Annotated in this window: 8 protein-coding genes; 4 read left to right on the top strand and 4 right to left on the bottom strand. The window is 57.9% G+C overall.

Going from position 1 to position 14,033, the window contains the following annotated elements; all coding sequences use genetic code 11:
* Positions 1-44: 44 nt before the first annotated feature.
* Entirely contained in the window at positions 45-1,184 is a 1,140-nt protein-coding gene (locus tag CRD20_RS09150) for a trypsin-like serine protease (protein ID WP_224433197.1), read from the bottom strand.
* Positions 1,185-1,439: 255 nt separating this feature from the next.
* Positions 1,440-2,522 (bottom strand): S1 family peptidase, encoded by a 1,083-nt coding sequence (locus CRD20_RS09145; protein WP_222866279.1) that lies wholly within the window; start codon positions 2,520-2,522, stop codon positions 1,440-1,442.
* A 277-nt stretch (positions 2,523-2,799) separates the two neighbouring features.
* On the opposite strand from CRD20_RS09145, the gene CRD20_RS09140 reads away from it, so the two are divergent.
* Positions 2,800-3,354, top strand: coding sequence for a hypothetical protein (locus CRD20_RS09140; protein ID WP_070565980.1), 555 nt, complete (start codon positions 2,800-2,802; stop codon positions 3,352-3,354).
* Positions 3,355-3,382: 28 nt separating this feature from the next.
* On the opposite strand, the gene CRD20_RS09135 is transcribed toward CRD20_RS09140, so the two are convergent.
* Both CRD20_RS09135 and CRD20_RS09130 read right to left on the bottom strand, forming a co-directional pair.
* Positions 3,383-4,216: a hypothetical protein gene (locus CRD20_RS09135; protein ID WP_048732832.1), complete on the bottom strand. Its 834-nt coding sequence runs from the start codon at positions 4,214-4,216 to the stop codon at positions 3,383-3,385.
* 198 nt (positions 4,217-4,414) lie between these two features.
* Positions 4,415-5,236, bottom strand: coding sequence for a (2Fe-2S)-binding protein (locus CRD20_RS09130; protein ID WP_222866278.1), 822 nt, complete (start codon positions 5,234-5,236; stop codon positions 4,415-4,417).
* Positions 5,237-5,413: 177 nt separating this feature from the next.
* Here CRD20_RS09130 and CRD20_RS09125 point away from each other — a divergent pair, with 177 nt between their 5' ends.
* From CRD20_RS09125 to CRD20_RS09115, 3 genes are all read left to right on the top strand, one after another.
* Complete coding sequence (locus tag CRD20_RS09125; RefSeq protein ID WP_224783718.1) at positions 5,414-6,232, top strand: hypothetical protein; 819 nt, start codon at positions 5,414-5,416, stop codon at positions 6,230-6,232.
* A 91-nt stretch (positions 6,233-6,323) separates the two neighbouring features.
* Entirely contained in the window at positions 6,324-10,169 is a 3,846-nt protein-coding gene (locus CRD20_RS09120) for an ABC transporter ATP-binding protein (RefSeq protein ID WP_255468810.1), read from the top strand.
* A gap of 103 nt (positions 10,170-10,272) precedes the next feature.
* Positions 10,273-13,941, top strand: a complete 3,669-nt coding sequence (locus CRD20_RS09115; protein WP_070858429.1) for a multifunctional oxoglutarate decarboxylase/oxoglutarate dehydrogenase thiamine pyrophosphate-binding subunit/dihydrolipoyllysine-residue succinyltransferase subunit — start codon at positions 10,273-10,275, stop codon at positions 13,939-13,941.
* Positions 13,942-14,033 lie beyond the last annotated feature (92 nt).

Raw genomic sequence — 14,033 nt, 5'->3', positions numbered from 1 at the left:
CGTCGTAAAGCGAACGCCCTATCTACGAGACTGCGGTGACCTGATTAGAACAGGCTCGGCAGGTTCGCCTGCGAGGAAATGTTGCTGGCTGCCTGCGTTGCCTGAGCGGTCGCACCCGACAGCTCCGGAATCGGCAGCTCCGGGAGAGACGGGCTCTCCGAGATGATGTCGGCAATCTCCGGCGGGACCTCGACGCCCTCTGGGAGCAGCTCGCCAATCGGGCCCAGCTCCGGCTCTTCCTGTGGGACGTGCTGCTTGGTGTACTGGGAGTCCTCGTCAATCGTGCGGAACTCGGACTGCGGTTCAGTGGAGGTCTCTACCTTGAAGCGCTCGTTGACCTGGCCGTCCGGGATGTCGTACTGCTCTTCAAGAGCAACGTCAATCGGCTGGAAGCGACTCAGCGGGCCGATGCCCATGGAGTTAACGCCAATGGCCTCGCGAGTCTCCGGGTTGAAAGCGTTTCCGCCCGAATCGCCGTGGTCAATCGGAGCGATAGCCCAGACACCATTGCGGACTCGGAAGACCTGGAAGCCGCAGCCACGGCCGGTACGGGAACCGTCGGTGCACACAGGCTCACCGAAGTTGTCGACAGAAATCTCCATCGGCTCGAGAGTGCGCTTGTCCTCGATACCGACGATCTGAACCGGCTCGCCGTGGACGTTGCCGAACTCATCAACAGAGTGGGACATAGAGGTGGTCTTGATGTCGTCCTGAACCTCAATGATGCCGTAGTCACCGCTATTGAAGAGGTCGTTGAAGAACTCCGGCATAGTGGTGTTTTCGTCGAAGTCACCCTCTTCCGGCATGATATCGGTGCCCATGTAGTCCTTGTTGACCAGCTTGTCGCCGTCCTTGGTTGGGATGAAGAACTGGCCGGTGACCTCTTCGCCGGTTTCAGTATCCTTCGCCACAACACAGTGACCGGCAGTCATGATGACACGATGCGAAACGCCATTCTGATCCACAACGGTGCCGGGAACTCCCAGAGAGCACATCGGGGACTGAACATGCCGTCCGTCGATGTTCTTACTGCTCGGGAACGGCATTCGCAACGGCGAGCCCGGGCCGATGACAACATCCGAGTTTGCCGGTGCAGCCTCAGCTACCGCGATTCCGGGCACAAAGCCACCCGCAGCTACCGACAGTGCAGCCGTGAGTGTGGCGACCTTCTTTGAACTGGCCATAGTGTGCGATACTCCATTTCTGTACAGAAAACTTGTCCCACTCAGTGTATTAGGGACACCTTTACAAAGCTCTCCAAAAATGGAACCTAGGGTGAAATTCTCAGTCGAGGAACCGTTCATTCGCCTTCACGGCACGCGCATTACACATCAAAAGGTTTGTTCAACAGCAATGCAAGAGCCAGAACCATCCGCCTTGGATGATTCTGGCTCTCTTAACGGTTCGGGGGTGATTTTTGTCAGATTCTCAGACTGGTGCTAGCCCTCAAAGCTTGGAAGCTGAATTTCTGCCAATTGAGGCAGCTCAAACGGCTGTGACGATTGTGGCAATTGGGGCGATTGTGGCAGTTCAGGGAGCTGCGGTGACTGCGGCAGCTGGTCCACAAGATCAGCTAACTGCGGTACAGAAGCTTCCTGCGAAGCCTGCGAATCCTGCGCCCGGGCATACTCCTGATCCGCCGCCATATCCTCATTGAGGGTGCGGTAGGAGGAGTCGCGCTGAGCCGTGGAATCCGATACCTCGAAGTGGTCATTTACCTGACCATCGGGAATGCCGTAGGCCTCCTGAATGGCAATATCCGCGGGCATCACACGCGAGACCGGACCGAAGGTCATCGAATTTACGCCAATAACTTCGTTAGTGGTCGGATCATAGGCATTTCCGCCGGAGTCACCATGGTCAACGCCAATACCAACCGTCCAAATGCCGTTTCGAGCCCGAAATACCTGATAGCCACAGGCACGTCCAGTACGCATGCCGTCCTTACAGATAGGTTTGCCAAAATTATCGAAGGAGACCTCGCCACGCGGCAGATCTTCATTGTCTTGAATGCCAGTCATCGCTACAGGCTCCCCGTAGCTCTGACCATTTTCATCGATGGAGTAACTTGCGCCGGTAGTTTCTACGTCCGGATCAAGGTTGATTACTCCATAGTCTGCACCATTAAAGGCCGCCGGCAACGACTCCAGTCCGACATCTTCCTGCGGCACTTCCCAACGGTGAGCACCTGTCGTACCAATGCGCTTATCGCCTTCGGTGGTTGGCACATACACCTCACCGGTAACGATTGGCAGCCCCACATCCGGAGCATCATTCACACAGTGCCCTGCGGTCAACATGACCCGATGCTTTTCCCCATTGCGGTCCGTCACCGTCCCAGGAACACCCGCCGAACACATCGGCGAGTTGACATTTCGGTGCCCATCCCACGGGCTTCCCTCCATGGGAGTTCGAATCGGGTCACCCGGACCAACCACGAGAGCATGTGCCGCGACCGGGGCTGCCAAGGACAAAAGTGCTGCGAAAGCCGATACCGCTATTCGACTTCTTGCGTGCTTCATTGAGACGAATCTTTCAAATTTTTAGTTTTCCTTTAGGACCATCCCCCACACTAATCCACCACCCCACCCCCAGAAATAGCGTTTTCTCAGACTCTTGGACTTTTACAAAAGTCGTTATCGAATCGTTTCCACAACCCCACATGTCCCTGCAATAACGCCAGGCACCTAGCCAATTGACTACCCCCACTTGGGTAGCCAATTGATGCTAAACATATCTCGAACAATAGTTCTATATGTTCGAAAATGTGAGTCCGGGGTGTTCGATAACTTGTGAGCCATGAACACAGCAGACGAGTTTCCCATTCATCGCCGCCTAACTCTTCCCCCACTATCCGCTACCTACCGTGCAGAATGTTTCGAAGACCTCGACCTCATCCGCACAATCCTCTGCCACCCCACCATCGCCCGTAGGCATTCGCCCGGCGCGCTAGATCACACCTTTTCGCTTCCCGACGGGCCTGTGGTCACCGTCCGCGCGTCGCGGATAGCGCTTCCTCGCGCACTGGTCTCTCAGCTTGCCGACGTGCACGCGGAATACTTCATCCTGAAGGATGAGCCCATGTTCATGTACTCCGTTTCCGTCAAGGTGGCATCCTCATCGGAGGTAGTCCTCCGCGGAATTGGCGGTTCGAATCGGACGCGGGAAGAAAACCGCCGACGTACTCGGGCTGTGGCTGAGGCTCTCCATCGTGCGCAGGACTGCAGCAAGATACACGAAAACGGCACTGACCTCGCACTCCCCGGGCGCCGTTATAGCTGGATTGGCACCAGGGACGCGCGGCCACTGCCGTGTCCTAACGAGCTCTTTTCTTCTCGCCCATCAGCGGCTTAGCACTGGTCACAGTGCTGCCACAGTACGGCTACTCGCTGTCGTCGCCTTCTTCGTCGTCCTCGTCGTCATAGTCGCCATCGTCATAGAGGTCATCATCGTCGTCATCGTCATCATCATCCCCGTCCAAGGAGGCAACGTGATCAGAGTAGATATACTCCGCGTACCCGTCATCGACGGGTGCCAGCTGATCTTCCCATTCCTCTGCGCGGTCTACCACGAGCGCAAGGACATCCATCAGCTTGTCAAAGTCCTTGAAGGTGCCCAGCGTCAGAACCTCATTGCGCAAGGTCTGGATGTCAGAGTAGAGGTCAGCGAACATCTTGCGACGGTCATCATCGGTGAGAACCGTTTCGGTGTCCGAGTCCCAGAACTCTGCGATGGCCTGGTCGACAATGTCGTCCAAGTTCGCGTCCTGAGAGATGAAGCGGACGTGTGCGCTGGGCTCGTTGTTGTGGGCAGTTACCAAAACCTGGACCAACGAGGAGGTACCAACTTCGGAGGTGACCAAGGTTGCCTCTTCGGGGTCCTGTTCAAACTCCAGGTCAGCAATGCGGTCATCATCACCATCGAGCAGAGTGCGCAGCAGGCCAACAACCTGGTCAGTAGCTACATGGTGGGCGACTGCCGCGACGGCGTCTTCGACGGAGAATACAGCGGAGACCAGAACAGCTTCGAACTCGTCGTCCTCATCATCCACATCGGCAGCGGCTACGTAAACTTCGGCAGCCGGGATGTCCTCATCAATGGTGACGAACTGAACCTCCAGGTCAGAGGTAATGGGAACGAAGAGGGTGTCATCGTTGACACGGCTTTCAATGCCCTCGCGGTCCAGTGCCGCAGCAATCTGCTCGAAAAAGCTCATGGGTGGAATCCTCCCTTGAAAGATAATTGGCCTCTACCCGCAGCCAATCGTAGCGACAAACGCGCAATCATGGGGTGGCTCATGCCCCCGGCAATTGCTGCGAAAGATCACGCCGGCAGCGTCCGTGCTGCTGCAAAGCCGCCAACGCGGTCGGTTGAGGAGCAGGCCACCAGCTGTCGATTCTCGAAAACAGAGCGCTCAGTAGCGTGCCCAGAGTTGATGGCGTTCCTCACGAGAACGTTTTGGACAGGAGACACACAGATCGGCATCTGGGCTGTGATAAATCATGCAGCAAGTAGCTCTCTCCAGGTGAGTAACTACATCGAAGTCCGGTTCTTCTCCCGATTCAGCAGCGGCTTCATCCCAGGGGCGCACCTCGCCTCCGCAGGAATCCATGAAACGAGGAAGAGGGACCCGATGTACTCGCTGTATTCCCTCAACGACATGTTTGCCAATAAGCGCTCCACGCCAGGGCTCCATCAGCTCATTACCGGCGGATATTGCGGCGTTAGCTACGGCATCGGCAGCCACGGCCCAAAGAGGGGCAGGCTTGATTTCCCCGACTTCTCCAACAACCTGAGCCAACGGCTCCAAGAAATGAGCCAGTGCTTCGCCGGAATCCTTCAGCTCATCCGCATCCTCAGCGGAAATGCTTTCAAACTGTTGAGCTTGGAACCCAACCCAATAGTCATCTCGAAGAAATGTGAGCCAAGAAGACCACTGCCACACCGGAACTCGATTGGACACCAACACGCATGCCAGCGATGGCCCTACCAATGCTCCGCACATGGACCACCACCACAACTGGGTCTGGAAACGGGTATCCACCTCAACCTCGGGCATGGGAAACAGCTTTCTCCCAGCCTCAATTCCGGCGGCTACAGCTTCGGTAGAAAGGTGCCACTCCGCAGCGCCGTCGTGAGGCATGACATCTGCGGAAAACCGAGGAAAGTCCGCCAAAAGCTGGGAGTACTCGGGAGGCAATGCGGCACCCCGCGTGACATCGTTCACCAGTCTCATCCTTCTATCGACTGTGTTAATCGCCGTACACCTGTCTATTTTTCCACCGACTACGGAATTTCCCCACAGCTCAGTAGTGTTTATATGGGCATATGGCTCTCAACGGACCCGTTTAGGAGGTCTACTACTTTGTTCCAAAAGACGAAGAAGGATTCAACTCGCACAGTAACTGATGCGGTGAACTCAACCCCCGAAGCGATCGAACGTGATGCCGGAAAACTGGGAACCCTTCTTATCCAAACCCTGGATAAGACCATGAGCTGGCAGTCGTCTGCCATCACCGGGTACGTCAGTTCCCTGCACAAGCGCAAAAAAGATGAAACTCCGGCGCAGGTACAAGAACGTATTGATTCCCACTACCTCAACCTGGTCACCGGCACCGGTGGTGCCGCCGGCGGCAGTGCGGTTCTTCCCGGCGTCGGCATGATTACGGGCTTGGCTGCGGTTACCGGTGAATCGCTGCTGTTCCTGGAAGCATCAGCCTGGTACACACTGGCCTCAGCAACCCTGCGCAATATTGACATCACCGATCCGCAACGCCGTCGCACGCTGATTCTTGCGGCCATGAGTGGTTCTGAGGGGACAGCTATTATGGCCTCTCTGCTTGGCGAGGAATCGCTGCGGAAGCAGACCAAAACTTCCGTAAATTCTCTACTGCCACGGCTTGGCGTTCCGCAGCTGGGTGCAGCAAACCGCCTGCTGATTCGCGAGGCACGCAAGCGCTTGATGAAGAACGCTCGCCTGGCCATCATCGGTAAGATTTTGCCATTTGGAATTGGCGCCGTGGTTGGGGCCTCCGCCAACCGCAAGCTCGGTGGCATTCTTATCAGCTCCACTCGCGCATCTCTGGGCCCGCTTCCCCAGGATTGGTCGGACTTTGAACGAAAGCTACCGGCTAAATCCAACACCTCGGAGGACTCGAAGAAGGACTCAAAGTCATCGAGGTTCTCTATTCCCTCGGCGCTGAAGTGGCCGAAGAAAAAGAAGAATAAGTAGTTCCTCTTACCCCGATTACCCTTCAGCAACGTTTTTCAATGGAAGAGCGGTACCCACCATGGCCCAGAGCAAACCCCTCAGAACCTCTCCCATGAAGTTCTTGTGGAAACAGTCTCTTCACAGGCCACTACCGCTCTATGGTGTCATTGTTGTAGCGCTAATCGTTGTCGGGCTAGAGTCCGTACTTCCGCTTCTCACTAGAGATGCCATTGATGTGGCAACGGGCTCTTCCGATGGCGGTGTCCCCGCGCGCCTACTGCCTTCCCTAACTCCCCTGCAGGCAGTCATTTCCGTCTTTCTGGCCATCGCGTTAGTACGCTTCGTCGCCCAGGTGGGGCGCAGATTCTTCTCCGGCAAACTCTCCATTGATGTTCAGCACGACCTGCGACTAAAGATCCTTCGCTCCCTACAAAACCTCGATGGTCCAGCACAAGACCGAGTCAACACCGGCCAGGTCGTGTCACGGTCAATTTCCGACCTCCAGGCAGTGTCCGGACTACTGGCGATGTTGCCGTTGACACTGGGATCCGTCGTCAAGCTGTTCATCACTATCGGCATCATGCTCGCCCTCTCGCTGCCCCTGACACTGGTCGGCCTCGCCGTCGTGCCAGCGATTGTCTACATTGCGGTGAATTCGCGTGACAAACTCCATGCCGCAACCTGGGCTGCCCAACAGCAAGCAGGCGAGATCGCCGGACAAGTCGAGGAAACCGTTTCCGGCATTCGCGTTGTCAAGGCGTTTGCGCAGGGTGACAACGAAGTTGCGAGGATGGAGCGTAACTCGTCGCTGCTCTATTCCCTACGCCTGCGAGCGGCAAAACTCAGCGCTCGATTCCAACCGGCGCTGCAGTCGTTGCCGCAACTGTCCCTCGTCGGAAATATCGCAGTCGGTGGCTGGCTCGCGATTAACGGACACATCACCCTAGGCACGTTCGTGGCGTTTGCCACGTATCTCACCAGCCTGACTGCCCTGTCGCGTCTGGTCTCCAACATGGTCATCTCGATACAGCTGACGTCGGCAAGCATCGACCGCATTTCCGATGTCATCGACGCCCGACCAGACAACCCCGAACCCACCGACGCGCTCCCCCTCCCCAACGGTCCTGTTGGCATCAGCTTCAACCACGTCACCCACAGCCGTGGCGGACGCACGCTTATCGACGATGTCTCATTCTCCGTCGCGCCAGGGGCGACCTTAGCGTTGATTGGCCCACCGGGGTCCGGAAAGACTATCGCCACGGAGTTACTCGGCCGTCACTATCTGCCGGATTCGGGAACTATCACTATCGATGCGCCCAGCCACAGCACATCCACAGATACGGCGCGCATTCTCTCCAGCGACGTATATGACGCTATAACTGTCGTTCCGGACACTCCTTATCTATTTGCGGGCACGTTGCGTGAGAACATCGCATTCGCCAATCCCGCGGCGTCCCAGGAAGAGATTAACGCCGCAGCGACCGCCGCCCAGGTCAACTTCGTCGACGATCTGCCTCAGGGGTGGGACACAGCCATCGGCGAGCGCGGGCATAATCTCTCCGGCGGACAAGCTCAACGCGTCGCGTTAGCACGGGCATTCCTCGCCCGTCCTCGAGTTTTGGTTCTCGACGACGCGACCTCAGCAATCGATGCTGCAACAGAGTTAGAAATCTTCAACGCGCTGACCTCGCAGCTAGCGGAAACGACTATCGTCATCGTGGCGCATCGATCTTCCACTCTCGAGCAGGCGGACCACATCGCCATTTTCGAAGACGGTGCCATCACTGGCATTGGCACCAAGGCCGAACTGATTACTTCTCATCCGCGCTTCACCGAGCTGATGGACATCGACCAGAGCGCCTACCCCGAAATCGAAAACCTCGTTCTCGACCCCATTGGCAGTGAGGACCCCAACCCCGAGGAACTCTGGCCCGACGAAACCGCGCCAACCTCCGACAACTCCACGCCAGACACCGCTGCGCGGCTTCCCGGAGGTGCCACTTCTCAAATGAGCCGCGGGGTTGGCCGAGCCGGAGGAGGTCCAGGCGGTCCAGGTGGACCCGGTGGTCCAGGTGGCCGCGGCGGCGGTCGTGGTGGCATGGGGGCGGCTCTCGCCAATGCTCCTGCGACGCCTGAGCTTCTCGAGCGTGTGCGAAACCTCCCACCCGCTACCGAAAAACCGCGTGTGCCCGCTGCGGCACTCGACAACTCCGAGCTTTTTTCTCTGCGCCGGCTGCTCTCCTATGTCCGTGGCCTATTTATAAGTGTCATTGCGCTACTCGCCCTCATTGCCGTCGCCGATCTGGCGTTCCCCATGCTCGTGCGCTACGCCATTGACCACGGCATCAGTGAGCACAATGAGGCCGTGCTGTGGGCTTGCGCCGCAGGTGGCTTGGCGACGGTCCTCATCAGTTGGCTTGCCGTAGCCACAAATGCTGTTATTACTGCGCGCACTGGTGAGCGGCTGCTCTATGCCCTGCGTGTGCGCTGCTACCGTCACCTGCAGTCGCTTGGCATTAACTACTTCGAGGCCAATCGCTCGGGCGCCATCATGACGAGGATGACAACCGACATCGACGCGCTGTCCTCTTTCCTGCAAACGGGACTGGCAGAAGGGGCTATCGCCGCGTTTACTCTGCTCGGTGTCACAGCGCTGTTGCTTGCCACACAGGTGTCACTCGCCGCAGTGGCGTTGGCATCGCTTCCCATCATTGTGGTGTCCACTCTGGTATTCCGCCGGATCTCCTCGCGCCTATACAAGGCTGCGCGAGAGCAGCTCTCCTTGGTCAACGCTGATTTTCAGGAGACTATTGGTGGGCTTCGCGAGATTCAGATGTACCACCGCGTCGCCGATATCGAATCTTCCTTTGCCGAGGAATCCAACAAGTACCGCGCAATTCGTCAGAGAGCACAGCTGGTCGTGGCTCTATTCTTCCCCGGCATCAACTTCGTCTCTGAGTTGGCAACAGCCGCGGTATTGGCTGTCGGTGCCCAACAGGTTGCTTCGGGAACCACGACACCCGGCGTACTCGTCGCCTTCACGCTGTACCTAGGAATGCTCTTTGGCCCGATTCAGCAGCTGTCCCATGTTTTCGACGGCTACCAGCAGGCGAAGGTCGGCCTCAATCGCATTGATGACCTCCTACAGACCGCCCCCATGCCAGATCACGGCACTACTGACGGCGCGTCCCGCGCAGCTGCTGGCGACCTGCGCTTAGACAAGGTAACTTTCTCCTACCCCGCCGCCGACTCTGAGCACGAACGCCCGCAGGTTCTCGATGCTCTCGATTTGCAGATTCCTGCCGGAGAAGCAGTCGCAATTGTCGGATCCACCGGCGCCGGAAAATCAACAATCATTAAGTTGTTTGCTCGGTTCTACGATCCAGTTGACGGTGTGGTGCGAGCCTCCGAAACTGACATCCGCGACTTCCCTCTTAACGATTGGCGACGCACCCTCGGCTATGTCCCCCAAGAATCACACCTGTTTTCGGGGACAGTAGCAACAAATATTTCCTACGGTCTACCGGACAGCAGTCATGCTGAAATTCAGCAGGCCGCGAAAAACGTCGGTGCCCTCAGCACCATTGCCAGCCTGCCCGGTGGCTTCCACCACCCCGTCGGCCCAGATGGCCGAGGGCTCTCCTCCGGACAGCGTCAGCTCATCGCACTCGCTCGTGCCGAAATGATGCGTCCTGAACTGCTGCTTCTCGACGAAGCCACCGCGACACTCGACCCTGCAACAGAGTCGGCAATCCTTGAAGCCACTGACCGTGCGTCGCGTCAACGCTCGGCAATTATTGTGGCCCACCGCCTGGCTACGGCGGCTCGGGCCAACCGGATTTTGGTACTTGACCACGGGCGTATTGTCGAAGACGGCTCCCATGATGAACTTCTAGCGGCGGGTGGCCAATACGCAGAGCTCTGGAGCAAGTACCATATGGGGAGCGCGACGGTGTAGTAATTCAGAATTTTCGTTATCCTTGAATGACACTTTGACGCTTGCGCTAATTAGAATAAACGTGAGTTAGTAAAACTAAGACGAAAAGAGGCGAGTACCTGCCGTGAGCAGCGACATGAGCTTCGGCCAGAACGAATGGCTGGTCGACGAGATGTACCAGCAATTCCAGAAGGATCCACAGTCTGTGGGTCAGGAATGGCGCGAATTCTTCGCAACCCACACCCCGTCCCAAAAGGGCGAGGACCTTTCCAATATGGCAAAGCCAGCAGCAGCCACGAAGGAGGAAGCTAAGGCAACCGGACGTCGTGAATCCAAGGGGGTCGAACCCACTAAGACCCCGAACAAGCCGGCGTCCCCGAAGCCAAAGAAGTCCCCAATGGATGCAGCAGCCAAGGTTTCGGCTGTTGAATCCGGCGAGGAGCCTCTGAAGGGCGTCGCACGAGCTATCGCTAAGAACATGGATGTCTCCCTGGAGATGCCGACCGCTACGTCGGTTCGCGATATGCCGGCACGTCTGATGTTTGAAAACCGCACCTTGGTTAACAATCATCTGGCACGCGCTCGCGGCGGCAAGATCTCCTTCACCCACATCATTGGTTACGCCATGGTGAAGGCTGTCATGCTCCACCCGGACATGAACAACAACTACAAGGTGGTTGACGGCAAGCCAGTTCTGGTTACCCCGGAGCACATTAACCTCGGCCTGGCCATTGATATGCCAGCTAAGGACGGCTCTCGTTCGCTCGTAGTTGCTGCTATCCGCGAGTGTGAAACCCTGACCTTCAAGCAGTTCGTCGACGCCTACGAGGACATCGTCGTTCGTGCTCGCCACGGCAAGCTGACCGGTAAGGACTTCCAGGGCGTCACCATTTCCCTGACCAACCCGGGCGGTATCGGTACTCGCCACTCCGTCCCGCGCCTTACCAAGGGGCAGGGCGCGATTATCGGTGTCGGCTCCATGGATTACCCGGCTGAGTTCGCCGGTGCTTCCGCGGACCGTCTGGCAGAGATGGGCATCGGCAAGCTGGTGACCATCACCTCTACTTACGATCACCGCATCATCCAGGGTGCAGAGTCCGGTGAGTTCCTGCGCACGATGAGCAATCTGCTTGTCGACGACAAGTTCTGGGACCACATTTTCCAGACCATGCATGTTCCTTACACCCCAATCCGTTGGGCGCAGGATCTGCCGAACACGGGTATTGACAAGAACACCCGCGTCATGCGTCTGATTGAGGCCTACCGTTCCCGCGGTCACTTGCTGGCTGACATTGACCCGCTGCGTTCTGACCAGCCAAATACTTCTGCTCCGAACCACGCTGACCTCGATATTGAGGAACACGGTCTGACCCTGTGGGATCTGGACCGTACCTTCAACGTCGGTGGTTTCGGCGGCAAGGAGACGATGACGCTGCGCGAGGTTCTCTCTCGCCTTCGCAACGCATACTGCCTCAAGGTCGGTTCCGAGTACGCTCACATCCTCGACCGCGAAGAGCGCGAGTGGCTGGAAGAGCGCATTGAGGGCGGCCAGCCAAAGCCGTCCCACGCTGAGCAGAAGTACATCCTGCAGAAGCTAAACGCCGCAGAGGCATTCGAGAACTTCCTGCAGACCAAGTACGTCGGTCAGAAGCGCTTCTCCCTTGAGGGCGCAGAGTCGCTGATTCCGCTGATGGACTCCGCCATCGACACCGCTGCTGGTGCTGGTCTGGATGAGGTCGTCATCGGTATGCCACACCGCGGTCGACTGAATGTGCTCGCAAACATCGTCGGCAAGCCACTGCGCCAGATCTTCACCGAGTTCGAAGGCAACATCGACCCGGCACAGGTCGGCGGTTCTGGTGACGTCAAGTACCACCTGGGTACTACTGGCCGTCACATCCAGATGTTCGGCGAGGGCGAGATTGACGTCACCCTGACTGCGAACCCGTCCCACCTCGAGGCCGTCAACCCGGTCGTTGAGGGTCTTGCTCGTGCACGCCAGGACAAGATCAACAAGGGCGAAGAGGGCTACTCCGTCATGCCGCTGCTGCTGCACGGTGACGCATCCTTCGCCGGCCTGGGCATTGTCCAGGAGACCCTGAACCTCATGTCCCTGCGTGGTTACAAGGTCGGCGGTACCGTCCACATCGTGGTGAACAACCAGATCGGCTTCACCACTTCGCCGGACTCCGGTCGCTCCTCCTACTACGCAACCGACATCGCCAAGGCATACGGCTGCCCGGTCTTCCACGTCAACGGTGACGACCCGGAGGCTGTCGTCTGGGTCGGCCAGCTGGCTGTTGAGTACCGTAACCGCTACGGCAAGGACGTCTTCATCGACCTGGTTTGCTACCGCAAGCGCGGCCACAACGAGGCCGATGACCCGTCCATGACTCAGCCGCTGATGTACAAGGTCATCGACGAAAAGGAAAGCGTCCGCGCTCAGTACACCGAGGACCTGATTGGTCGCGGTGACATTTCCGAGGAAGAGTACGAGGCAGTTCGCCGAGACTTCCACGACCAGATGGAAGCTGTCTTCAACGAGGTCCGCGCAGCACAGGACGCAAAGCCGGGCGAACAGTCCGGTATTGCAGGCTCTCAGCCGCTGCCGCATGGTCTGAAGACCGGCATCGAGAAGGCTGAAATCGTCGAGATTGGTCAGTCTTACGTCAACCTCCCTGAGGGCTTCAAGATTCACCCGCGTGTTGCGCCGGTCGCTAAGAAGCGCGCGGAGATGACTCAGGAAGGTGGCATCGACTGGGGTATGGCCGAGCTGCTGGCAATCGGCTCCTTCACCGGTGCTGGCATCGACGTCCGCTTCGCAGGTGAGGATGTCCGCCGCGGTACCTTTACCTCTCGCCACGCAGTTCTGATTGACTCCGAGGACGGTTCGGAATACAACCCGATCGACGCCTACGGTAAGTCCAAGAACGGTGGTCGCTTCATGATTTACAACTCGGCTCTGACCGAGTACGCAGGCATGGGCTTCGAGTACGGCTACACCCTGGGTAACCCGGACGCAGCAGTGTTCTGGGAAGCACAGTTCGGTGACTTCGCCAACGGCGCTCAGACCACCATTGACCAGTACGTTTCCTCCGGCGAGGCCAAGTGGGGTCAGACCTCCAAGCTGATTCTGCTGCTACCGCACGGCTACGAGGGCATGGGCCCGGACCACTCTTCGGCACGTATCGAGCGCTTCCTGCAGCTGGCAGCCGAGGGCTCCTACACCGTTGCTCAGCCGTCCGAGCCGGCTAACTACTTCCACCTGCTGCGTCGCCACGTCCTGTCCGACCTGCACCGTCCGCTGGTTGTGTTCTCGCCGAAGTCGATGCTGCGCAACAAGATGGCAGCGTCTGCTGTCGAGGACTTCACCAACCCAAACAAGTTCCGCTCGGTCATCGATGACCCGAACTTCGAGTCCAAGGACAAGTCCGGCATCAAGACCCTGCTGCTCTGCTCCGGCAAGATCTACTGGGAGCTGGAGAAGAAGCGTAAGAAGGACAAGCGCGACGATCTTGCAATCGCTCGCCTGGAGATGCTGCACCCGCTGCCGCACAACCGCCTCCGCGACATCTTCGAGTCCTACCCGGATCTTGAGGAAGTCCGCTGGGTTCAGGATGAGCCGGCTAACCAGGGTCCGTGGCCGTTCCTGGCACTGAACCTCCCAGAGGTTCTGCCGGATATGCCGAAGCTGACCCGCGTTTCCCGCCGTGCACAGTCCTCCACCGCAACTGGTGTGGCTAAGGTCCACCAGATTGAGGAGAAGGCTCTGCTGGAAGAGGCTCTCAAGTAGGTCTCATTGACTGGTCTTCGCCAGTTGGCGTGTAAACGCTAAGGGGTTCCAACCGAACGGTTGGAGCCCCTTTCTTGTTGCTTGGGCGATCG

The organism is Corynebacterium sp. LK33, assembly GCF_014334955.1.
Classification (GTDB): Bacteria; Actinomycetota; Actinomycetes; order Mycobacteriales; family Mycobacteriaceae; genus Corynebacterium; species Corynebacterium jeikeium_D.
This window is presented reverse-complemented; position numbering and strand designations above follow the sequence as displayed.

What these genes read in the sequence shown, in the direction of transcription:
- CRD20_RS09150 (WP_224433197.1), bottom strand. Translation starts at nt 1,184, where the DNA reads ATGGCCAGTTCAAAGAAGGTCGCCACACTCACGGCTGCACTGTCGGTA.
- CRD20_RS09135 (WP_048732832.1), bottom strand. Translation starts at nt 4,216, where the DNA reads ATGAGCTTTTTCGAGCAGATTGCTGCGGCACTGGACCGCGAGGGCATT.
- CRD20_RS09120 (WP_255468810.1), top strand. Translation starts at nt 6,324, where the DNA reads ATGAAGTTCTTGTGGAAACAGTCTCTTCACAGGCCACTACCGCTCTAT.
- CRD20_RS09140 (WP_070565980.1), top strand. Translation starts at nt 2,800, where the DNA reads ATGAACACAGCAGACGAGTTTCCCATTCATCGCCGCCTAACTCTTCCC.
- CRD20_RS09130 (WP_222866278.1), bottom strand. Translation starts at nt 5,236, where the DNA reads ATGAGACTGGTGAACGATGTCACGCGGGGTGCCGCATTGCCTCCCGAG.
- CRD20_RS09145 (WP_222866279.1), bottom strand. Translation starts at nt 2,522, where the DNA reads ATGAAGCACGCAAGAAGTCGAATAGCGGTATCGGCTTTCGCAGCACTT.